Source organism: Planotetraspora silvatica, assembly GCF_016863315.1.
Lineage (GTDB): Bacteria > Actinomycetota > Actinomycetes > Streptosporangiales > Streptosporangiaceae > Planotetraspora > Planotetraspora silvatica.
The window spans coordinates 26,084-48,331 of record NZ_BOOQ01000030.1 but is presented as its reverse complement, the minus strand read 5'-3'; the positions used below and the strand labels follow the sequence as shown (position 1 = coordinate 48,331).

Annotated in this window: 20 protein-coding genes; 9 read left to right on the top strand and 11 right to left on the bottom strand. The window is 70.0% G+C overall.

Annotation, left to right across the window (positions count from 1 at the left end):
• The first annotated feature begins 154 nt into the window (after positions 1–154).
• On the top strand, positions 155–2,545 hold the full coding sequence (locus tag Psi02_RS22750) for an ATP-binding cassette domain-containing protein (protein ID WP_203977329.1): 2,391 nt from the start codon (positions 155–157) through the stop codon (positions 2,543–2,545).
• Between the two features lie 53 nt (positions 2,546–2,598).
• Here Psi02_RS22750 and Psi02_RS22745 read toward each other — a convergent pair whose 3' ends face one another.
• Positions 2,599–3,177 carry a cysteine dioxygenase family protein gene (locus Psi02_RS22745; protein ID WP_239095082.1) on the bottom strand — a complete coding sequence of 193 codons (579 nt, stop codon included), beginning with the start codon at positions 3,175–3,177 and terminating at the stop codon, positions 2,599–2,601.
• Between the two features lie 77 nt (positions 3,178–3,254).
• Between Psi02_RS22745 and pdxR the strand changes: the two genes are divergently transcribed.
• Complete coding sequence (gene pdxR / locus Psi02_RS22740; protein WP_203977327.1) at positions 3,255–4,658, top strand: MocR-like pyridoxine biosynthesis transcription factor PdxR; 1,404 nt, start codon at positions 3,255–3,257, stop codon at positions 4,656–4,658.
• Between the two features lie 77 nt (positions 4,659–4,735).
• Here the strand turns inward: pdxR and Psi02_RS22735 are convergent, their stop codons facing one another.
• Entirely contained in the window at positions 4,736–5,530 is a 795-nt protein-coding gene (locus Psi02_RS22735) for a putative hydro-lyase (RefSeq protein WP_203977325.1), read from the bottom strand.
• A gap of 371 nt (positions 5,531–5,901) precedes the next feature.
• Here Psi02_RS22735 and Psi02_RS22730 point away from each other — a divergent pair, with 371 nt between their 5' ends.
• Positions 5,902–6,534 carry a GmrSD restriction endonuclease domain-containing protein gene (locus Psi02_RS22730; RefSeq protein WP_239095081.1) on the top strand — a complete coding sequence of 211 codons (633 nt, stop codon included), beginning with the start codon at positions 5,902–5,904 and terminating at the stop codon, positions 6,532–6,534.
• Positions 6,535–6,702: 168 nt separating this feature from the next.
• Here the strand turns inward: Psi02_RS22730 and Psi02_RS22725 are convergent, their stop codons facing one another.
• Positions 6,703–7,494, bottom strand: coding sequence for an arginase family protein (locus tag Psi02_RS22725; protein ID WP_203977321.1), 792 nt, complete (start codon positions 7,492–7,494; stop codon positions 6,703–6,705).
• A 322-nt stretch (positions 7,495–7,816) separates the two neighbouring features.
• Here Psi02_RS22725 and Psi02_RS22720 point away from each other — a divergent pair, with 322 nt between their 5' ends.
• A complete protein-coding gene (locus Psi02_RS22720) occupies positions 7,817–8,722 on the top strand; it encodes a slipin family protein (protein WP_203977319.1) in 906 nt (301 codons plus the stop codon).
• 60 nt (positions 8,723–8,782) lie between these two features.
• Here the strand turns inward: Psi02_RS22720 and Psi02_RS22715 are convergent, their stop codons facing one another.
• From Psi02_RS22715 to Psi02_RS22700, 5 genes are all read right to left on the bottom strand, one after another.
• Positions 8,783–10,201: a M20/M25/M40 family metallo-hydrolase gene (locus Psi02_RS22715; protein ID WP_203977317.1), complete on the bottom strand. Its 1,419-nt coding sequence runs from the start codon at positions 10,199–10,201 to the stop codon at positions 8,783–8,785.
• 8 nt (positions 10,202–10,209) lie between these two features.
• Positions 10,210–10,764, bottom strand: coding sequence for an MFS transporter (locus Psi02_RS40180; RefSeq protein WP_239095080.1), 555 nt, complete (start codon positions 10,762–10,764; stop codon positions 10,210–10,212).
• Positions 10,719–11,099 carry an MFS transporter gene (locus Psi02_RS40175; protein ID WP_239095079.1) on the bottom strand — a complete coding sequence of 127 codons (381 nt, stop codon included), beginning with the start codon at positions 11,097–11,099 and terminating at the stop codon, positions 10,719–10,721. Before Psi02_RS40175 ends, Psi02_RS40180 begins: the two co-directional genes overlap by 46 nt.
• Before the next feature lie 120 nt (positions 11,100–11,219).
• Positions 11,220–11,954, bottom strand: coding sequence for an SDR family NAD(P)-dependent oxidoreductase (locus Psi02_RS22705; protein WP_203977315.1), 735 nt, complete (start codon positions 11,952–11,954; stop codon positions 11,220–11,222).
• A 296-nt stretch (positions 11,955–12,250) separates the two neighbouring features.
• Positions 12,251–12,880 carry a TetR/AcrR family transcriptional regulator gene (locus Psi02_RS22700; RefSeq protein ID WP_203977313.1) on the bottom strand — a complete coding sequence of 210 codons (630 nt, stop codon included), beginning with the start codon at positions 12,878–12,880 and terminating at the stop codon, positions 12,251–12,253.
• 138 nt (positions 12,881–13,018) lie between these two features.
• Between Psi02_RS22700 and Psi02_RS22695 the strand changes: the two genes are divergently transcribed.
• Positions 13,019–13,513, top strand: a complete 495-nt coding sequence (locus Psi02_RS22695) for a MarR family winged helix-turn-helix transcriptional regulator (protein WP_203977310.1) — start codon at positions 13,019–13,021, stop codon at positions 13,511–13,513.
• An 8-nt stretch (positions 13,514–13,521) separates the two neighbouring features.
• Here the strand turns inward: Psi02_RS22695 and sigJ are convergent, their stop codons facing one another.
• Complete coding sequence (sigJ, locus tag Psi02_RS22690; protein ID WP_203977308.1) at positions 13,522–14,475, bottom strand: RNA polymerase sigma factor SigJ; 954 nt, start codon at positions 14,473–14,475, stop codon at positions 13,522–13,524.
• Between the two features lie 152 nt (positions 14,476–14,627).
• The gene (gene murD / locus Psi02_RS22685; protein WP_203977307.1) at positions 14,628–16,058 is read right to left on the bottom strand and encodes a UDP-N-acetylmuramoyl-L-alanine--D-glutamate ligase; all 1,431 of its coding nucleotides are present in this window, start codon (positions 16,056–16,058) and stop codon (positions 14,628–14,630) included.
• A 485-nt stretch (positions 16,059–16,543) separates the two neighbouring features.
• Here murD and Psi02_RS22680 point away from each other — a divergent pair, with 485 nt between their 5' ends.
• From Psi02_RS22680 to Psi02_RS22670, 3 genes are all read left to right on the top strand, one after another.
• The gene (locus Psi02_RS22680) at positions 16,544–17,662 is read left to right on the top strand and encodes a branched-chain amino acid aminotransferase (RefSeq protein ID WP_203977305.1); all 1,119 of its coding nucleotides are present in this window, start codon (positions 16,544–16,546) and stop codon (positions 17,660–17,662) included.
• Between the two features lie 77 nt (positions 17,663–17,739).
• Positions 17,740–19,173 carry a UDP-N-acetylmuramate--L-alanine ligase gene (gene murC, locus Psi02_RS22675; protein WP_203977303.1) on the top strand — a complete coding sequence of 478 codons (1,434 nt, stop codon included), beginning with the start codon at positions 17,740–17,742 and terminating at the stop codon, positions 19,171–19,173.
• Positions 19,167–20,258, top strand: coding sequence for a serine hydrolase domain-containing protein (locus tag Psi02_RS22670; protein ID WP_203977301.1), 1,092 nt, complete (start codon positions 19,167–19,169; stop codon positions 20,256–20,258). The genes murC and Psi02_RS22670 overlap by 7 nt, the downstream gene beginning before the upstream one ends.
• 38 nt (positions 20,259–20,296) lie before the next feature.
• Here Psi02_RS22670 and Psi02_RS22665 read toward each other — a convergent pair whose 3' ends face one another.
• Positions 20,297–21,166 carry a helix-turn-helix domain-containing protein gene (locus Psi02_RS22665; RefSeq protein WP_203977299.1) on the bottom strand — a complete coding sequence of 290 codons (870 nt, stop codon included), beginning with the start codon at positions 21,164–21,166 and terminating at the stop codon, positions 20,297–20,299.
• Between the two features lie 137 nt (positions 21,167–21,303).
• Here Psi02_RS22665 and Psi02_RS22660 point away from each other — a divergent pair, with 137 nt between their 5' ends.
• On the top strand, positions 21,304–22,248 hold the full coding sequence (locus Psi02_RS22660) for an alpha/beta hydrolase (protein ID WP_203977297.1): 945 nt from the start codon (positions 21,304–21,306) through the stop codon (positions 22,246–22,248).

Here is a 22,248-nt window from a genome sequence, read left to right as displayed (position 1 = left end):
CCCCCGCCGGGACCGCCGATCGGGTAGACAGTGGACCGTTGCCTCGACCGCGCCGACGAAGGAAACCAGACATACTGCTCGAAGCCGGTCGGATCAAGCCAGGCGACGCCGATGGAGGCCGCGAAAGCGGGCCCGCCCAACAGATGGAGAGACGATGAGCATGGCCACGAGCGCGGACACGCAGTCGTCTGCGCCGCACGTTGCCGACAGCCACGATCTGATCCGCGTGCACGGCGCACGCGAGAACAACCTCAAGGACGTCAGCGTCGAGATCCCGAAGCGCCGGCTGACGGTGTTCACCGGCGTCTCCGGCTCGGGCAAGAGCTCTCTGGTGTTCGGCACGATCGCCGCGGAGTCGCAGCGGATGATCAACGAGACGTACAGCACCTTCGTACAGGGCTTCATGCCGACGCTGGCGCGGCCCGAGGTCGACGTACTCGACGGGCTGACGACCGCGATCATCGTCGATCAGGAGCGGATGGGCGCCGACCCCCGCTCCACGGTCGGTACCGCCACTGACACCAACGCGATGTTACGGATCGTTTTCAGCCGGCTCGGGCAGCCGCACATCGGCTCGCCCAAGGCGTTCTCCTTCAACGTCGCCTCGATCAGTGGAGCAGGCGCGGTCACAATGGAGCGCGGCGGCCAGACCGTGAAGGAGCGGCGCAGCTTCAGCATCACCGGCGGCATGTGTCTGCGCTGCGAAGGCCGGGGCTCGGTCACCGACTTCGACCTGACCCAGTTCTACGACGACAGCAAGTCGCTCAACGAGGGTGCGTTCACGATCCCCGGCTACAGCATGGACGGCTGGTACGGCCGCATCTTCAGCGGCTGCGGCTTCTTCGACCCGGACAAGCCGATCAGCAAGTTCACGAAGAAGGAACTCCACGACCTGCTCCACAAGGAGCCGACCAAGATCAAGGTCGACGGCATCAACCTGACCTACGAGGGCCTGATCCCGAAGATCCAGAAGTCGATGCTCTCCAAGGACGTCGACTCGCTGCAGCCGCACATCCGCGCGTTCGTGGAGCGGGCGGTCACCTTCACCGTCTGCCCCGAGTGCGACGGCACCCGGCTCAGTGAGGGGGCCCGCTCATCGAAGATCAAGGGGATCAGCATCGCCGACGCCTGCTCGATGCAGATCAGCGATCTCGCCGTGTGGGTCCGCGACCTCGACGAGCCGTCAGTGGCGCCGCTGCTGGCCAAGCTGGCGCACACCCTCGACTCGTTCGTGGAGATCGGGCTGGGCTACCTCTCGCTCGACCGGCCGGCGGGCACGCTGTCGGGCGGGGAGGCGCAGCGCACCAAGATGATCCGCCACCTCGGGTCCTCGCTCACCGACGTCACCTACGTCTTCGACGAGCCCACCATCGGACTGCACCCCCATGACATCCAGCGGATGAACGGCCTGCTGCTGCGGCTGCGGGACAAGGGCAACACGGTGCTCGTCGTGGAGCACAAGCCGGAGACGATCGCGATCGCCGACCACGTCGTCGACCTCGGCCCCGGCGCCGGCACCGCCGGCGGCGAGGTGGTGTTCGAGGGCACCGTCGGCGGGCTGCGGGCCGGCGGCACGCTGACCGGGCGGCACCTGGACGACCGGGCCTCCTTGAAGCCGTCGGCGCGGACACCGTCGGGAGTGCTGGAGGTGCGCGGCGCCGACGCTCACAACCTGCGGGACGTCGACGTCGACATACCGCTCGGCGTGCTGGTGGTGGTGACCGGCGTGGCCGGATCGGGAAAGAGCTCGCTGATCCACGGCTCGGTGTCGGGGCGGGACGGAGTGGTGTCAGTCGACCAGGGCGCGATCCGCGGATCTCGACGGAGCAACCCGGCGACGTACACCGGACTGCTCGACCCGATCCGCAAGGCGTTCGCGAAGGCCAACGGCGTGAAGCCGGCGCTGTTCAGCGCCAACTCCGAAGGTGCCTGCGCCGGCTGCAACGGCGCCGGCGTCATCTACACCGACCTGGCGATGATGGCCGGCGTCGCCACCACCTGCGAGGAGTGCGAGGGCAAGCGGTTCCAGGCCGAGGTCCTGGAGTACAAGTTCGGCGGGAAGGACATCAGCGAGGTGCTCTCGATGCCGGTCATCGAGGCCGAGGCGTTCTTCGGCGACGGCGAGGCGAAGACGCCGGCGGCGCACAAGATCCTCACCCGGCTCGCCGACGTCGGCCTCGGCTACCTCAGCCTCGGCCAGCCGCTCACCACGCTGTCCGGCGGCGAGCGGCAGCGGCTCAAGCTGGCCACCCACATGACCGAGAAGGGCGGCGTCTACGTCCTCGACGAGCCGACCGCCGGCCTGCACCTCGCCGACGTCGAACAGCTGCTCGGCCTGCTCGACCGGCTCGTCGACTCCGGCAAGTCGGTCATCGTCATCGAGCACCACCAGGCGGTCATGGCGCACGCCGACTGGATCATCGACCTCGGCCCCGGCGCCGGCCACGACGGCGGCCGGATCGTCTTCGAGGGAACGGCCGCCGACCTCGTCGCCGCCCGCTCCACCGTCACCGGCGAGCATCTCGCGGCCTACGTCGGCGCCTGACCGCGGCCCTCCCGGCCTCGTCGACGGCGGGAGGGTTCGCTCCTTTCCTCACTTCAGTCGACTTCGCTCGCTTCGACGATGGGCAGGTCGTAGGTGCGGCGGACACTGTTCCCCATCCGGCGGATATCGGTGCCGTAGACGTGCAGGGACACGCCGACCGACGAGCCCGGGTTGGTGACGCGGTGGATGTCGCCGGGAGGGGCGAAGCCGCTCACCGTCCCCGCCTGGTGGGTGCGGGTACCGGTCGGCAGCAGGGTCCGGCCGCTTTCGTCGAGGCTGAACCGCTCCTCGTGCTCGGCGCCGGCGACGACCGCGACGGCACACCAGGTCGTGTGGTCGTGGACGCTGGTCGCCTGCCCGGGCTGGAAGATGATCGCGACGACGGAGAAGCTGCCGTCGGGCTCGACATGAAGTACCTGGCTCCGGTCACTCCCCCGGCGTGCCCGGGCCGGGACCTCCCGCAGAACCTCGTCGGCCGGGGGGAGCTTCCCGCTCAGATCGGCGACCACGGCGTCGACCACGGCCTGCCAGTCGGCCGGGACCCGGGTCGCGGCGCGGATCGCGGCGTACATCGGTTCCAGTGAGGAGAGCGATTCCGGACCGGTCGCGGTGGCACGAGCAGTGGTCTGCATGGCTTGCCCCAGGTGTCCTCGTGGTCGGTTGATGCGACAGTAGGCCGGGCAGGCGGCTCTGTGTAAGGTCCGGTTCCATGGCAGTTGAGTGGTCCGGTTCGACCCCGGAGGTCTTCATCCGGCTGGATCGCCAGAGCCCCGAGACGCTGGGCTCGCAGATGCGGAACGCCCTGAGAACAGCGGTCCGCGAGGGACGGCTGCACATGGGTGAGCGGCTGCCCTCGTCCCGAAGGCTCGCGGCGGACCTCGGCGTCTCCCGCGGCCTGGTGCAGGCGACCTACGAGCAACTGGAGGCCGAGGGTTACCTGCAGGCCTTCGGCGGCTCGGCGACGCGGGTCGCGTTCAGCCCGCAGGCGACCCGCGTCCCATCACCGAAGCCCCCGCCCGCCGCCAGGATGGAGATCGACTTCGCGCCGGGACGCCCCGACCTGAACAGCTTCCCGGCGCGCGACTGGTTGTGGGCATGTGGGGAGGCCACCCGGACGGCCTCCGCCCGTGACATGGGGTACGACGATCCGCAGGGCTCGATCAGGCTGCGCCGGGTCATCGCGTCGTACCTGCAACGTGTTCGCGGAGCGTTCGCAGACGCGGACGACCTGGTGATCTGCAGCGGCTTCACCCAAGGAACCGCCCTGACCCTGGCCGCACTGCGAGACGCGGGCGTCACCTCGGTCGCCGTCGAGGACCCGGGTCACCTGGACATGCCCGTCCTCGTCCGCCGGGCGGGCCTGAACCCGGTCTTCGTCCCCGTCGACGACCGGGGCCTGGTCGTCGACGAACTCGCCAGGACGAAGGCGACCGCGGTCATCGTCACGCCGGCCCACCAGACCCCGACCGGTGTGGTCCTCACCCCAGAGCGGCGGCTGGCACTGTTGCAGTGGGCCGAGCAGGTGGGCGGAGTGGTGATCGAGGACGACTACGACTCGGAGTTCCGCTACGACAAGCAGCCCGTCGGATCACTCCAGGGCCTCGCGGCGGATCGCGTCGTGAGTGTCGGATCGGTCAGCAAGTCTCTCGCTCCCGCGATCAGACTTGGGTGGGTGTCGGCTCCTCGGCACCTGAGTGCACGGATCGCCGAGGAGAAGCACCGGTGCGACCGCGGCTCTCCTGCCCTCGACCAGCTCGCCCTGGCCCGGCTGATCGAGTCGGGCCGGTTCGATCGCCATCTGCGCCGCATGCGCGGCGTCTACGCCGCGCGGCGCGGTGAACTGGTCGAAGCGATCGGCGAGCACGCTCCCGGCCTCGAGCTGACGGGGCTCGCCGCCGGCTTCCACGCCGTCGCCCACCTCCCCAGGGGAGCCGACGAGGCGGAGATCGTCCACGCCGCGGCCCGGCGCTCGGTCGGGCTGCAGGGGCTCGGCCGATACCGATCGCCGTACGGCGAGGGCCCGCCGGGGATCGTGTTCGGTTTCGGAGACGTCAACGAGGACGCGATCAGACGCGGGATCGCCGCCATCGGCGACCTGCTGCGGCAGGGATGAGACGCGCGGCGGCATCGGCGTCTCGGACCCGACGGCTGGTTCGCCGGGTTCGAAGTCCCTCCAGCAGGGCCGGCAGGTCAGGGCACCAGGTAGGTGCTGTCCCGGGCGTCGGTGACGGCCATGTGACCGGGTGCGTGGCCGATGGCGAACGGCGGCCGTGACCGCATGACCGCGGCCTGAGGTGTCACCCCACAGGCCCAGAAGACCGGCAGCTCACCGGCGCGCACCTCCACCGCGTCCCCGAAGTCCGGCCGGTCGAGGTCCGCGATGCCCAGCACGGCTGGATCGCCCACATGCACCGGGGCGCCGTGGACGGCCGGGTAACGCGAGGTGATCCGGACGGCGGACGGCACCAGCCCGGCGGGGATCGGGCGCATCGACACCACGAGGGGACCGGACAGCTCGCCCGCCGGGCGGCACGGGCGGTCCGTCCGGTACATGGGCACGTTCGTCCCCGCCTCGATGTGGCGCACCGGCACGCCGGCCTCCAGCAGCGCCGCCTCGAAGGTGAAGCTGCAGCCGATGAGGAAGCAGACGAGGTCGTCGCGCCAGTAGGACGTCACGTCGGCGACCTCGGCGACCTGCTCGCCGTGCCGGTAGACACGGTAGGCGGGCAGGTCGGTGCGCAGATCGCCGTCGAAGATCGACGCGAAGGTCTCCCCCGGCTCGGTGACGTCCAGCACCGGGCACGACCGCGGGTTGCGCTGCGCGAACAACAGGAAGTCGTACGCCCGGTCTCTCGGCAACGCGATCAGGTTGGCCTGGGTCCATCCCGCGGCCCAACCCGAGGTGGGCGTGACGAGCCCCGCGCGAAACAACTCCCGCGCCTTCCGGGGGCTCAGCCGAGCGTGACCCGCCGGTATCCGCGCCATCCGAATCTCCTTGGATCGCCGTCCCTGCAGACGTCTTGCCCACGGGAGCCGGGTCGCATCGCCGTCCTCGTCGTACGCCCCGTCCTCCCGGCCGCGGAGCAGGGCGCCCGCCTCAGGTTTCCGGGTCGCAACAAGATCTTCACCTGGCGTTTCCCGGCTCCTACCAAGGCGGCTCGTCGCACCTACAGCGTCGAACCTGGCCTCCAGCTTGTCGCTGGATGTAAGCGGCACGTGTAGACGACGCCGCCCGTTTCATGTCAGTAAGACCTGACATTTCGTCATTCCTTCTGTCTTGCGACCGTCCTTGTGGCTCATCCCCCTGGACCCGAGCACACCCCCGGCTCGGGCCTGGAGACAGAAGGAGACGACTCGTGCGTCGAGTCACAACTGCCGTCCTCGCCGTCCTCGCCGCTTTTGCCATCACGCTGACCCTGGGCGTCGGTCCGGCGAGCGCCACCCCTCCCGGGATCCCCTCCGCGGCCACCGCGGCTTCGGAGCTGGCCTCGCTCACCGTCGCCGCCGAATCCCACGCCTCCACCTACGACCGCGCCCTGTTCCCCCACTGGATCACCCAGTCCGGCGCCTGTGACACTCGCGAGCAGGTGCTCAAGCGAGACGGCACGAATGTCGTCACCAACTCCAGCTGCTCCGCCACGTCTGGCAGCTGGCGCTCGCCCTACGACGGTGCGACCTGGACCGCCGCGTCCGACGTCGACATCGACCACATGGTGCCGCTCGCGGAGGCCTGGCGGTCCGGCGCCTGGGCCTGGACCACCGCGCGGCGGCAGGCGTTCGCCAACGACCTGTCCAGGCCGCAGCTGTGGGCTGTCACAGACAACGTCAACCAGTCCAAGGGCGACCAGGACCCCTCCACGTGGAAGCCCTCGGTGACCTCGTTCCGCTGCACGTACGCCCGGGCGTGGATCGGCGTCAAGTACTACTACGGGCTGACCTTGCAGAGCAGCGAGAAGTCCGCGTTGAGCAGCATGCTCGGCGGCTGCTGACCCCACCCCGGGCAGCCGGCGCGAGCCAGGAGAACAGGTGGCTTGCGCCGGCCCTCCCGATAATCGAGGAGCGCTTCCACTCAGGCGCTACGCGCACCCCGCGACAGCCGGCGCCGACCATCCGGACCTCACCGGTCGGGAAGATCGCGCGCCGTCGCCGCCGACTGGTCAGCGGCCGAGCGCGGCGCCCAACCGGCGAATCACCTCGGCGTCGCCCGCATCGCCGGCATCGCTGGACGGCATGTGCTCCGTGATGGCGGCTCCGACCACGTTGTCCAGGCGGGCGACCAGATCGATCAGCCGTTGTGGCGGCACCCCGTCCGGTTCGGGGTAGCCGATCGAGCCGAATTCAGCGGGATCGAGGACGTCCAGATCGACGTGGACGTACACAGGACCGGTGAGACCGTCGAGCACCTTTTCGAAGTCTTCGACGCCGTGGCGCCGAATTCCGGCCTTCTCGATGTACTCGTGTTCCGCCCGGCCGCCTGCCCGTTCTCCCGCGATTATCACCTGCTCCGGCGCCAACGGCTGCTCCGGCGTGAGCAGTGCCGGCCCTTCGCCGAGCAGCGTACGCAGCACCATCCCGTGGAACGAGCCCGACGGCAATGTCTGCGGGGTGTACAGGTCCGGGTGCGCGTCGATCCACAGGACAGTCAGCCGGTCGCCGTGCCGTACGCGGGCGGCGGCGATCGGCGCCAGGTCCACCCCGCAGTCGCCGCCCACGGTGACCACCAGATCGTCGATGCCGGCCAGGGCCTTCTGAGTCAGCCGCAGGTTCTCCACGAGCACGTCGAGCGCGCTCACCCCGGCGTCGGGTTTCCCACCCGTGTCGAGAACCGGGACGGTGACCCGGGCGTCGGCCGGAACCAGCTCGGCGGTAAGTCTGGCGCCAGCCGCGAGCCGCGGCGAAACTCCCAGCCCTGATCCTTGCCACTGTGGTACGCAGAGCACTGTGGTCATGCGGCGACTGTACGAGCCGCGACTCTCACACCGCCAGCAGGTTTCCGGCGTCGACGACAGACGACGACGTCGGCACGCCGAATCGGCGTTCACCACGATTGTCACCAGATGGAGCAAAGGGTCGGGCTCGAACATTTAGGTCAAACGATGCTTCGAACGAGGTTTCGTACCCCGCCGGCGGAGCAGGGCCCCGACAGAGACGCACCACCGGCCTGCCGGGCCTGGCAGTCCAGTGAGGGACCTCAGTACGCCGTCGACCAGCAGGCCGCGGATCGTCGGGATGTGGGCGACGAGACCGTGAGCGGAGTGAGGGGAGAACGAAATGAACGCCTTTTATGCGATCCTCGCGGCCGCGGGCCTCGTCATGGTGGGGCTGACGACGAGCGTTCGCGTCATCACACAGTTCGAACGGGGGGTCGTCTTCCGATTCGGGCGCGTGATACCCGCGATCCGCGGGCCGGGACTCGCGCTGCTCGTGCCGGTCGCCGACCGCCTGCAGAAGGTCAACATGCAGATCATCACGATGCCGGTGCCCGCCCAGGACGGCATCACCCGCGACAACGTGACGGTCCGCGTCGACGCCGTCGTCTATTTCAGGGTCGTCGATCCGGTACGCGTGTCCGTCGACGTACAGGACTACGTGTCCGCCATCGGCCAGGTCGCGCAGACCTCGCTGCGTTCGATCATCGGCAAGAGCGACCTGGACGACCTGTTGTCCAACAGGGAGCAACTCAACTCGGGCCTGGAACTGATGATCGACAGTCCGGCGCTGGGCTGGGGCGTGCACATCGACCGGGTGGAGATCAAGGATGTGGCGCTGCCCGAGTCGATGAAACGGTCGATGTCGCGCCAGGCCGAGGCCGAGCGTGAGCGGCGGGCCCGCATCATCACCGCCGACGGCGAACTGCAGGCCTCAACGAGGCTCAGCCAGGCCGCCGAAGCGATGGCGGAGCACCCGGCCGCGCTGCAACTGCGCCTGCTCCAGACCGTCGTCGAGGTCGCTGCCGAGAAGAACTCGACGCTCGTGCTGCCCTTCCCCGTGGAACTGCTCCGGTTCCTGGAAAGGGCGACACTCTCCGAGACCGACCGGCCGGCCGAAACCGCGGTCACACCGTCCGGCCCGGCGTCCTCCGCGGACGACGACCTCTCGATTCCGCGCACGCCACACATCCCGGACCTCCGGGACATCGATCAGCCGGCGCCGTTCGGCGGACGATCCACCAGGTAGGCCGTCCCCGGCGTCGCCCGGCGTCACCCAGAGGATCTTCAGAGGCGGGGGACGGCGTGGTCAGTCGCGGGCGTGTGCGTCGAGGATGTGGGCGACGGCCTCGGTCACCTGCTCGGCGAACTCGATGTTCAGCCATTCGTCGGGCACGTGCATGTTCGAGTCCGCCCCCAGCGCGCCGGTGACGACGAACTGCGCGTTCGGATAGCGCCTGCTGAGCATCTCCATGAACGGGATCCCGCCGCCGATACCGATTCTGCGGCACGGCTCGCCGAAAACCTGATCGCCGATCTCCTCCAGCGCCGCGGCCAGCCAGGGCGCGGTCACCGGGGCCTGCCAGCCGTTCAGCAGCAGGAAGTCGCCCACCTCGACCTGGGCGCCGTACGGCACCTCGCTCGTGAGGGTCTTCACCAGCGCGGCTCGCGCGACCTCGGCGTCGACCGTCGGCGGCGTACGGAAGCTCAGCCGCAGGGACGTCGACGCGCGCAGCACGGCTCCCGCCACCGCGGGGTCGGGGAGCCCGGCAGCGCCGATCACCGACAGCGTCGGCCGCCAGGTGTTGTTGAGAATGAGTTCGACGTCATCGTCCGAGGCCGCTCGCATCCCCTCGACCAGTCGATACCGGCGCTCGGCGGCTCCCGGCTCCAGCGCGGCGAGTGCCTCGGCCTCGGCCCGCCGCTCCTCGGGGATGGGCACGTTCATCTCGGGGACGGTGACCTCGCCGGTCACGGGGTCCTCCACCCGGTCGAGCAACTGGCGCATGACACGGAAGGAACTCGGCACGATGCCGCTGGCGAGACCGGAGTGCGCGGACGTCTCGAGGACCCGCACCGTGACGGTCGCCTGGACCACGCCACGCAGGCTCTCGGTCAGCCACATCCGCTCGTAGTCGCCGCCGCCACCGTCCAGACAGACCACCAGGGACACCTCACCGAGGCGGTCGGACAGATGCTCCAGGTACGCGGGCAGGTCCGGGCTGCCGGACTCCTCACCGGTCTCCAGCAGCAGGACCGCCCGGGCGTGCCGGCCACCCGCCGCCTGGATGGCGGTCAGCGCGGTCGTCGCCGCGTAGCCCGAGTACCCGTCGTCGACCGCGCCGCGACCGTAGAGCCGTCCATCACGCAGCACCGCCTGCCACGGGCCCAGCCCGTCCGACCAGTCGCCGAGCGGGGGCTGCTTGTCGAGGTGACCGTAGAGCACCACGGTGCCGCGTGCCGTGGCGCCGGCGGTCGCGGGCACGTCCGCGAGAAGCAGCGGGGCGTGGCCGTCGAGCTGGACGACTTCGCACTGGGCGCCGGGCAGGCCACGCGACGCGATCCAGTCTCGCATGTGGTCGGCGGCGGCTCGCAGATGGCCGTTCCGCTCCCAGTCGGCGTCGTACGCGGGCGACAACGCGGGTATCTCAACCAGCCCGGAGAGGCTGGACAGCACGTCTTCGTCCCAGCTCTTGATGACCGCTTCATGAACGCTGCCAGAATCCATAGCCGAAATCATGGCACCCGATGCCGACCAAGGCTCCGCCGGGCGCAATGCACTGAGAAGTCCTCAGACAGTGATCGGTGACCGGCTGACAGCGCGACGATCAAGCCGATCGCGGCGAGGCCGGCGCCGACCAGAGCGCAGGACGTCCATCCCCATCCCGAGGCGATCGCCACGCCGCCCAGCCAGACCCCGCCCGCGTTGGCGAGATTGAACGCCGAGTGGTTGGAGGCCGACGCCAGCGTGGGCGCGTCGGAGGCGAAGCGGATGACCATGGTCTGCAGGGGCGCGGTCATGAGGAAGCCGGCGGCGCCGAGCAGGACGACCATGACCATCGCCGCCCAGGTGATGTGGGCGGTGAAGAAGAAGGCGACCAGCACGACGGCGAGGCCGCCGAGGCCGGCGTACGCGGTGGGCCAGGGGGCGCGGTCGGTCAGCGGCCCGGCGGCGGCCACGCCGATGGTCATGCCGACGCCGCACAGGGCGAGCACCCACATGACCGAGGACTCCTCCAGCCCCATCACATGCGTGGTGAGGGAGGCGAGGTAGGCGTAGGTCGCGAACACTCCGGCGAAGCCGAAGACCGCGGTGGCAGACCGGAGATGACACGTCCGGCCACCAGCCAGCCGAAGTTCGGCGCGAGCGCGGAGAGCAGGCTGCCGACGACGAAGACGCACATCACCATGACCAGCAGATGCTTACGCGACATCCGTACGCCGACGACGGCGAGCAGCGGCGCGCCGACGACGACGCCGATCGCGTACGCGGAGACGAGATTGCCGGCGGCGGGCACCGAGGTGTGCAGGTCCGCCGCCACGTTGGGCAGCAGGCCCATGATGACGAACTCGGTGGTCCCGATTCCGAAGGCGCTGATCGCCAGCGCGAGGAGTGCCAGAGGCATGGACGAGCCTTTCGGCGTGAACGGTGTGAGAAGAGGGGCGCGACATTCGTGACCGGGCCTGGAGGCGGACGTGCTCCGACGCCTTCGGCGTTCGGGACCGGTCCGGCGAGGGTCGCCGGGTCAGCCCATGCCGAGGCGCCCTCCGGCGACTTCCAGGACCACTCCCGTGATGTAGCCGGCGCGTTCTGACGCGAGGAAGACGACGGCTTCCGCGATCTCCTCGGGCTCGGCGATGCGGCCCATGGCGGTGGTCGCCGCGATCGTCTTGAGGGTGGCGGCGTCCATGTCGTCGGTCCCCGGTGTGCGGGTGGGGCCGGGTGCCACGGCGTTGACGCGCACGCCCTTGTCGGCGTACTCGGCGGCCCAGACCTCGGTCAACTGCTCCAGGGCGGCCTTGGAGGCTGAGTACATGCCGGTGCCCTTGGTCACCACCGCGGCGGCCAGGGTGCTGACGTTGACGATGGATCCGCGGCCGCGCCGGACCATGCCGGGGGCGAGAGCGCGCACAAGCAGATAGGGAGCCTTGGTGTTGAGGTCCATGTGCAGGTCGAACAGCTCGTCGGTCATCTCCGACGTGGGCAGGAACCTGTAGATGCCCGCGTTGTTGATCAGGATGTCGACCTCACCCGCTTCCTCGGCCAGGCGCAGCACGTCGTTGCCGTCGGTGAGGTCCGCCTGAATGAAGCGGGCCGTCCCTCCGCCGGCCTCTATCGCGGCGACGACCTCGGCTCCGCGCCGGGGATCGCGGCCGTGCACCACGACCTCGGCGCCCTCCCGCGCCAACTGGACGGCTACGGCCCGGCCGATGCCTGCGGTGGCACCGGTGACGAGTGCGGTGAGTCCGGACAGTTCCATGTCGTTTCCAATCAGGGGTGAGTCGAGTGGCGCTCGGCTCACGTGGCGATGTCCCCTCGCGCGGGGCTGCACCGTCGGCGCCGGATCACCGCTGGAAGCGGACTCGCCGGCCGTCGGCACAGGCCGCGGTGCGTGCCGTATATGACGAAGGACCCTTCATCATCTATTGCACCTGGACCATTGATGGAAGCATCGGTCCGCTCTCATTGGAATGTCAATTCCAGTCGATGACCTGCGGCGATTCACCTGCGGTGGACGACGGTGGGCCGAGCCGCACATGCGGCCCAGGACAAAGATCAGGCGCCGAAGCTGCGGATGTATGCGAGGACCGCATCCAACGCGGCGGCCAGGTGCTCGGGATCGCGATGGATCTGTGTCAGCAGGACGCCGCCCTGTAGCGCCGCGAGCAGCGCCGCAGCCAGCCGGTCCGGGTCGGCGTCCGGGCGCAGTTCGCCACGCTCGCGCATGCTGTGCAGGCCGGAGCGGATCGGCTCCAGCCACCGCGTGAAGGCCGCCGCCAGGTACTCCCGGGCTTCAGGGCTGGACTCGACCAACTCGCCGGCGAGCGCGCCCAGCTCACAACCCCCGGCACAGCCGTGCTCGATCTGCAGGGCGATCCGCTGGTCGCGCCAGCTCTGCAGGGCGGCGAAGCTGTCCAAGTGATCCAAGTAGGGCTGCTGGCGTTCGAGGGTGGCATCGGTCTGGTAGGTGATGACGGCGCGAACCAGGCCCCGTTTGTCGCCGAAGTAGTGATAGACCTGCGAGGCGCTCACGCCCGCGGTCTCCATGACGTCCTCCATGGTGGTGCGTGCGGCGCCACGCTCGGCCATCAAGTCGGCGGCGGCCTGGAGGATGCGGTCCTTCGTGGCCCGCCCCTGCGCGGTCAGCCGCGGTGCCGACGCCGGCTTTCGGAGGGTCCGGGCCATGGAGGCCACGTTACGCGCCCGGCCGGCGCCGTACGGAGCCGCCGTTCCCCACCGATGCCTTCATAATTGAAGGACCCTGCATTCATGCGACGTAGAGTGACCGGCAGGAAGCGATGGAAGGCAGGTGAGACAGCGGACATGACCCAGCAACCCGTTGCCCGGACACCGCGCTCGGCGCAGCCCCGCGGACCGCAGGAGGCGGCGCCGGGCACGCTCAGCTTCCACCTCAAGCGCGCGGAGCAGGCGATGATCGCCCGCAAGGCCAAGGCGGTGCGCGCTCTGGACCTGACCGAACCCCAGTGCAAGGTCCTCGGTTACCTCGCGGACGGTGCCGCCAAGTCCTGCACCCAGCTTTCCCGAGAAGCGCTGGTCACCTCCCAGACCATGACCGGCATCGTGAAGAACCTCGAGAGCAAGGGGCTGGTCACGCGCCATGCCTCCCCCGACCACAGCCGCGTGATGCTGGTATCCCTGACCGCCACCGGTGCCGAGCGCGCCGCCGCCGCCGGCGACCTGTCTCGAAGCGTTGAAACCAGCCTGCGCCAAGCGGTGACAGAAGAGGACTACGCCCAGTTGCTCCGATTGCTCAACCGTGTCGCCGAAATCGCCCCCGGGCTCCCCCTCGACGCCTGACACCGACCTCACAGTTCGGCGCGGCGCCTCGTCGCCGTCCACGGCCGGATCTTCTCGGGGTTGCGTACTGCCCAGATGTGCTTGATCCGGTCGCCGGCGACGGCGAACGCCGCGACCACCACGGTGACGCCATCTCGCTGAGCCACCAGACCGGGCTGACCGTTGACCGTACGCTCCAGGATCGTCATGTCGGGCGCCCAGCCGGCGAGGGCGACGGCGTAGCGCGCGACCTGCTCGGCGCCTTCGATCGGGCGGAGCACGGCGCTGACCAGGCCGCCGCCGTCGGCGATCACCGTGGCGTCGGGGTCGAGGAGGCCGATGAGGGCGTCGATGTCCTTGGCCTCCCATGCCTGCTTGAAGTCCCTGACGATGTCGGCCTGCCGGGCTGCCGGAGTCGCGGGATCCTGTGCGGCGCGAATGCGACGACGGGCCGAGGAGGCCAACTGGCGGCATGCCGCCGGCGTACGGCCGACGATCTCGGCCACTTCGGCGAAGGAGTGGCAGAAGACGTCGTGCAGGATGAGCGCGACGCGCTCGGCCGGGGTCATCGATTCGAGCACGACGAGGAAGGCCATGGTGATCGACTCGTCCAGGGTGACCCGGTCGGCCGGGTCGGCCGTGGTGCCGTCCGGCTGCCCGTTGATCCACCCGGCACGGTCGGGCAGCGGCTCCGGAATCCATTCGCCCACGTAGCGCTCCCGCCGGGCCCGCGCCGAGCCGAGCAGATCGAAGCAGATGTGACTGGCGACCTTCGTCAACCAGGCGCCGGGGACTTCGATTGCCTCCTGCTGTTGCGGGGACATGACGTACCAGCGGGCGTAGGTCTCTTGTACGACATCCTCAGCGTCGGCCAGGGAGCCGAGGAGCCGGTACGCGAGATTGATCAGCTGACGCCGCTCGCTCATGATCGCGCTCAGGCTCGGATCGGGCCGGCCGTGTCCCGGCTCGGATGCGGTGGTCATGGTGTCGGCGACTCCCTTGGTCGAATCCTGCCCTCACTTGTTCGACGAGACACCACACCGAACTGTGAGGTGGCGCGTCGCCTCACATTCCCAGCGGTTGTGTCGTCGGGCTACCGAGGCGTCGTCCAGCGCAGGAAAGAAGACGAACAGGCTCAGGAATGGGGAGGGCGACCGTGACCCGGCCGGGTGGCCGGCAGGGCCAGCACGGCTCGGGCGAACGCGTCCCCTCGTTCGCCGTAGCCGGTGAACATGTCCAGCGAAGCGGCGGCCGGAGCCAGCAACACGGTGTCCCCGGAGGCGGCGAGGCGGGCGGCTTCGGTGACGACACGCTCCATCACCCCGCTCTCTCGGTCAGCCACCTCGACGATGGGAACATTAGGGGCAAATCGCTCAAGAGCCTCACGAATGCGCTCGCGGTCCACCCCCAGCAGCACCGCGCCGCGCAGCCGTGACGCGGCCTGCCGGACCAGATCGTCCACCTCGGCCCCCTTGAGCTGTCCCCCCGCGATCCACACGACCGAACGGTAGGCGGCCAGCGAGGCCGCCGCGGCGTGCGGGTTCGTGGCCTTGGAGTCGTCCACGTAGTCGACTCCGTCGATGCCGGCCACATGTGCGATCCGATGTGGATCGGGGACGTGGCCGGCCAGGCCCTGCCGCACCGCGGTGGCCGGAATCCCGTGTGCGCGGGCCAGCGCGGCGGCGGCCAGCGCATTGGACACGTTGTGCGGGGCGGGCGACCGAATGTCGGCCAGCGTGGCGAGTTCCTCCGCTTCGTACGCCGAGCCGGCTGTGAACGCCCGGTCCACCAGCACGTCATCCACCACGCCCAGTCGCCCTGGACGCGGCGACCCCATGGTGAAGCCCACCCTCCGGGCACCGGAGTACGGCTCCGCGAGCCGGACCGGCCATGGGTCGTCGGCATTGAAGACGAGCACCGGGGCGCTCGCGAAGACCCGCCCCTTGGCCTGCGCGTAGGCGTCCATCGACCCGTGCCAGTCGAGATGGTCGGGCGCCACGTTGAGCACCGCCGCGGCCCTCGGCGCCAGGCTGGACGACCAGTGCAGCTGGAAACTGGACAACTCCACCGCGAGTACGTCGTACGGGCCGTCGACGGCCTCGATCACAGGCGTGCCGACGTTCCCGACGGCGAGCGCCCTGTGGCCCGCGGCGGCGAGCATGGCGGTCAGCATGCGGACCGTCGTGGTCTTTCCGTTGGTGCCGGTCAGCGCCAGCCAGGGCGCGGCGCCGCTGGAGCGCAGCCGCCAGGCCAGCTCGACTTCGCCGATCACTTCGATGCCGGCCCCGGTCGCGGCGGTGAGCGCGGGGTGGTCGGGTCGCCAGCCCGGCGAGGTGACCACAAGCGATACACCCTCGGGCAGGCGCGGAGGCCCGAACCTGACCCGTACGCCGAGCCCGGCGAGGTCCGCCGCGGCGGCGCGTTGCGCCTCGCCGTCCCGCGACTCCAGCACGATCACCTCACATCCGGCCTCGGCCAGACGGCGCGCGGCGGCCCGCCCGGAGATCCCGAGACCGGCCACGCAAACCAGGCCGGCCGTCCCACCGTCGGCGAGGACCCCCTCCATGTCGGTCCTTTCACTTCTTCGGTCGATGTCGGCTCCCGGTGACCGGCGAACCTCGCCGCTCCGCCACCGGGGCACGCCAGCCTAGGACCCCGTCGTCGGTCCTGTTCCGCCATGCCACCGCACGGAAAAGGCCGGCTCCGACCCGAAATGCGAGCGCAGCGGCGGTATCCCGGCCGAGGAGCCTCACCAGGTGATACTCCGCCGATACACAATGAAGCGGACATTGATGTGCCATTCGGACACGGCTGGTACCTCCGATGCGCACAGTGGCTGATGTGCGCAACAACCGCGTACCGGTCATCTGGAGAGCAGCCGGAAGTCCGCGTGGCCGCGGGCTCCCCGTCATCGACCCGGCACCGACCCGGCACCGACCCGGCACCGACCCGGCACCGACCCGGCACCGACCCGGCACCGAAGCCGGGCGACGTGTCGCAGACACCGCTTCCCGGCCGACCGTCACCGCACCCTGTAAGGATCCGCCTCGTATGACCGTGCCCGCGATCGAATTCAAGCCGGCCTCCCGTCCGCTCTCGGCAGAGCGGAGAGAGGAAGTCCTCACCAGTCCCGGCTTCGGCCACCACTTCACGGACCACATGGTGACGATCACGTGGACTGAAGGCGCCGGCTGGCACCCCGCCCGGCTCGTGCCCTACGGACCGCTGCCGATCGATCCGGCGAATTTGACGCTGCACTACGCCCAGACCGTCTTCGAAGGACTGAAGGTCCATCGAAGGCCCGACGGCGGTCTGGCGGCCTTCCGGCCGGAGGAGAACGCCAGACGCTTCCAGGCGTCCGCCCATCGCATGGCCATGCCTGAACTGCCGGTGGAGACCTTCATCGCGGCCTGCGAAGCACTCGTCAGGCAGGACCGGGCGTGGGTGCCCTCGCGCCCCGGGCATTCCCTGTACCTGCGGCCGTTCATGTTCGCCACCGAATCGGGGCTGGGCGTCAGGGCCGCGCGGGAGTTCCTCTTCGTCGTGATCGCCTCACCGACGGACGGCTACTTCGCCGGCGAAATCCGGCCTCTGTCGGTCTGGGTGGCCGAGGAATACGTACGGGCCGTTCCCGGTGGCACCGGGGCCGCCAAGACGGGAGCCAACTACGCCGCCTCTCTCATGGGTCAGGCACAGGCCGTCGCGCAGGGTTGCGACCAGGTGGTCTGGCTGGACGCCCTGGAGCGGCGCTGGGTGGAGGAGATGGGCGCGATGAACCTGTTCTTCGTCCACGGGGAACGGATCGTCACTCCCGAACTGACCGGCTCCCTGCTGCCGGGCATCACCCGCGCCTCGCTCCTGACCCTCGCCCGCGACCTCGGCTACGAGGCGGAGGAGGCTCGGATCTCCCTCCACGACTGGCGGCGCGACAGCGCGGACGGATCGCTCACCGAGGTGTTCGCCTGCGGCACGGCCGCAGGCGTCGCCCCCGTCGGGTCGGTGAAGACCGCTCTCACCCAGTGGACCGTCGGCGACGGGCGACCCGGCAAGGTGACCATGCGCCTGCGCGAGGCGTTGGGGGAAATCCAGTCGGGCGCGGCGGCCGACACCCGCGGATGGATGCGCGAAATGGCCAAGGCGGGCCACCCCGGCAGACCGGCCGACCGCTGATGCTTCCCCGCCGGACCACGCATCCGCGTGCTGCCCGGCTCTTCCCCGGCTCATCCCTTTCCTCAAGGAGACTCCCCATGTCCCCCGGCGTTCCCGCCCTTCCCCCGAACCTGCGCCGGCCGCACTTCATCGGCATCGGCGGTGCCGGGATGTCGGGCATCGCGAAGATACTCGACCGACGCGGCGCTCGAGTGACGGGCAGCGACGCGCACGAGTCCGACTCCGCCGAAGCCTTGCGCGGCCACGGTGTCCCCGTCCGGACCGGGCACGACGCCGCGAACCTCCCGGCGGACGCGTCCAGTGTGGTCGTCTCCAGCGCCATCCCCGCCGACAACCCCGAACTGTGCCGGGCCACGGAGCTCGACATTCCCGTCGTGCACCGCTCCCAGGCCCTGGCCGCCTTGATGGAGGGCCACCGGGCGATCGCGGTCGCCGGCACCCACGGCAAGACGACCACCACGTCGATGCTGGCCGTTGCGCTCACCGTGATGGGCGTCGATCCGTCCTACGCCATCGGCGCCGATCTCGGCGTACCCGGCTCCAACGCCCATCAGGGCGCCGGCGAGATATTCGTCGCCGAGGCCGACGAGAGCGACCGCAGCTTCCAGATCTACACGCCCGAGGTCGCGGTCGTGCTGAACGTGGAGTTCGAGCACCACGCGAACTACGCCTCACTGGAGGAGATCTACGAGTCCTTCGAGGCCTTCACCGACCGGATCACCTCGACCGGGTCACTGGTGATCTCCGCTGATCACGAAGGCGCCCGGGAACTGACCCGGCGGCTCGCCGGTCGCGGCGGCCCGCGGACCCTGACATTCGGCGAGTCCCCCGAGGCCGACGTCCGCATCCTCGGCATCGTCCCGCAGGGCACGACCAGCCGGGTCACCGTTCTGGTCGGCGGCGAGCGGCTCACTTTCACGGTCTCGGTGCCCGGCCGCCACTACGCCTACGACGCGGTCGCCGCGCTGGCCGCCGGACACGCCTTCGGCCTGCCGGCTCACGAACTCGCCCCGGCCCTCGCCGCCTACACCGGTGCCAAGCGCCGTCTGGAACCGAAGGGCGAGGTCGCCGGCGTCAAGGTCGTCGACACCTACGCCCACCACCCGACCGAGATGGCGGCCGACCTGGAGGCGCTGCGCGAAACCATGGGCAGGTCACGCCTCCTCGTCGTCTACCAGCCCCACCTGTTCTCCCGCACCCTGCACCTGGGCGCCGCCATGGGCGAGGTGCTGGCCCTGGCCGACGCCTCGGTGGTCCTCGACATCTATCCCGCCCGTGAGCAGCCCATCCCCGGTGTCACCAGCGATCTGGTCGTCGACGCGGCCAAGGCGGCAGGGGCCCACGTGACCCCGGTGCACGACATGGCGAGCGCTCCCTCCGTCATCGCCAAGATGGCGAGGCCCCATGACGTCGTCGTCACGATGGGCGGCGGCGACGTCACAACCCTGGGCCCGGAGATCCTCGCCGAGCTGAGCAGGACCGGCGCCGACGATGGCCACCTGTCATGGTGACCGCGGCCGGAAACCTGCCGCGCCTGCCCCTGAGCCGCTCGATCAGGTTCAACGTCTCCCCCATCAGGCTGCTGGTGGACCGGGGGGTCCGCAACAGGACCTATCCCGGTGCCGTGTGGGCTGTGGGTGATGCCGAGGGCCTGTACGACTCCGGGGCGGTGGGTGTGCCGGATCCCGCCCTCCCCGATGTGCCCATGCGGCTCGACACCGTCTTCGACGTCGCCAGCCTCACCAAGATCCTCGTCACCTGGTCGTCCGTCGGCGCCCTGTGGGAGACGGACCGACTCGACATCGATGCCCCGCTCGGCGCTTACTGGCCCGAGGTCACGGGCCACCCGGTGGGCGGCCTCACCGCTCGCCACCTGCTGACCCACACCGCCGGCCTCCCTCTGCGGGCGCAGCTCAAGCACCTCTACGGCACCGACCGAATGGACATCCGCGAGGGTGTGCTGCACGAAGCGCTCCGCCGTCCGCCCGGCCAGGCCGTCGAGTACACCGACCGGGCCGCCATCATCCTCGGTTTCCTCGCTGAGCATCTCACCGGCGGACGGCTCGACGAGCTCGCCGCCGTCCAGACCTGGCGGCCGCTCGGCATGGCCACCACCCGCTACGGCCCGCTGGACCCCGAGGGCCGGGCCCGGTGCGCCCCGACCGAGGTCGACCCGGATACCGGCGTCCACGCCAGAGGGTCCGTGCACGACTTCTCCGCCCGGCTGCTGGGCGCCTCGTGCGGCAGCGCCGGCGTCTTCTCCGCCGCGGAGGACTTGGGGGTCTTCCTCCGACATGTGCTCGGCGGCGCGACGGGCGCCGCGGGGCCGGGATTCGGGTCAGCCTGGACTTCGCTCTCTCTGCGGGTTCAGACCGGTGGCCTGCGGCCTGTACGGGGACTGTTCTGGCAGCTCGCCCCCGGCACCGACCCTGCCGAGGACACCTGGGTGCACTACGGCTTCACCGGCGTCGGCATGTGGGTCTGCCCCCGACTCGGCCGCTGGGCGGTCCTGCTGACGAACAAGGTGTACTACACCCGCGACAAACAGCCCCTCACCGATGTCCGCGACTGTTTCCGCAGACTCGTCTTCGGCTGACTGTCCACTTGAATCATCCTGAACCGGCGCAGTCCTGATCACAGGGGCCGGTTCTGGAGCGGGCTCTGCTCCGCGGTCCACGAGGTGAGGATGCGCAGGGCGTCGTGCGATGGGGATCCGGGCTCGGCGGTGAGGACCATCAGGCGTTGTCCCGAGCCGTCCGGGCTGCTCCAGGTGTCGCAGTCGAGCGTGAGGTCACCGACCAGCCGATGACGGTAGAGCTTGGTGCCGTAACCGGAGCTGGTGACCCGGTGCTCGGCCCACCAGGTGCGGAAGTCGGCGTCCTGGACGGACAGTTCGCCGACGAGGCGGGCCAGCTCGGAGTCGTCGGGATCTGCCGCGGCCTCCATGCGGAGGGCGGCTACGGCATCGCGGGCGTCGTGCTCCCACTGCAGGTGCATGCCCCGGATGATCGGGTTCGTGAACAGCAGCCACAGGTAGTTGCGCCGACCTGCCGGGATCTGGGCGAAATCGGCGTACAGGGCCGCGGCGGCTGAGTTCCACGCCAGGATGTCGAGCCGTTTGCCCAGGACGACGGCGGGGGTCTCGGTGAGCTGTTCGAGCAGGCGCCGCATGGCGGGCCGTACACGCTGGGCGGGCCGGCGGCGACGTGGCCGCGCATCGGCCCTGCCCGCGAGCTCGTACAGGTACCTCTGCTGGTCGTCATCGAGACGCAGCGCTCGGGCGAGGGTGGCCAGCACCGTTGTCGAGGCCCGCACGCGGCCCTGCTCCAGCCGCGTGTAGTAGTCGACGCTGATCGCCGCGAGCTGCGCGACCTCCTCGCGGCGCAGCCCCGCGACCTTGCGCGGGGAGTCCGTCCCGGGCAGGCCGACGTCCTGCGGCGCCAGCTGTGCCCGGCGCGCCTTCAGGAAGCCGCCGAACTCGCCGGGACCGGGCGCTGAGGTCATGCCGACCATTCTTCCCACCATCGACGGGCAGGTGGGAGGGCACGTTCTTTCCCAGGCAAAAACGTGCGGCTTTTGCGCCATCGGCATCGGGGCCACGGTGGAGACACATCCCACGACATGGCGAAACGGAGAATCTCGTGACCAAGACCGATGTCACCTTCGACAGCGCCGGCATCGCACTAGCCGGCCACCTCTACGTCCCCGACGGCCCGGCACAGGGTCCGCGTCCGGCGATCGTCGTCGGCCACCCCGGCAGCGGGGTCAAGGAGCAGGCAGCCGGACTCTACGCACGGCGCCTCGCGGAAAGGGGCTTCATCACGCTCGCCTTCGACGCGGCCTACCAGGGCGAGAGCGGCGGCGAGCCCCGCGGCCTGGAGGATCCCGCCCACCGCGTCGAGGACCTCAAGGCGGCCGTCTCCTTCCTCACCACCCGCACCGAGGTCGATGCCGACCGCATCGGCGCGCTCGGCATCTGCGCCTCCGGCGGCTACGTGCTCCCGGCCACGGCCGGCGACCACCGCATCAAGGCCGTCGGCACCGTCAGCGCCGTCGACATCGCCCGCCACTTCCGCCTGGGACCCGACGGGACCCAGGATCCGGCCGTGTTCCAGGGCATGCTGGACGCCGCCGCCCAGGCCCGCACCGCGCGGGCGCGTGGTGAGAAGCCGACGGTCATGCCACTGTTCCCCGACACCGTCGAGCAGGCCCGCGCGCTCGGCGGCGACTACGGCGCCGAGGGCTTCGAGTACTACTGCACGCCCCGTGCCCAGCACCCTCGCTCTGCCAAGTTCCTGGACTGGACCAGCATCGACAAGATGGCGACCTTCGACGCCTTCGCTCCGATCCCGCTGATCGGATCACGCCCGCTGCTCATGATCGTCGGAACCCGGGCCGTCACCTCCTGGTTGACCGTCGAGGCCTTCCAGCGCGCCATCGGCCCCAAGCAGATCCACTGGATCGACGGCGCCAGCCACAACGACCTCTACGACAAGAAGCAGTACGTGGATCCCGCAGTCGAAACGCTCACCGGCTTCTTCACCGAGAACCTCGGCACGGTCGGTTCGCCGGCCCACGCGAGGTGA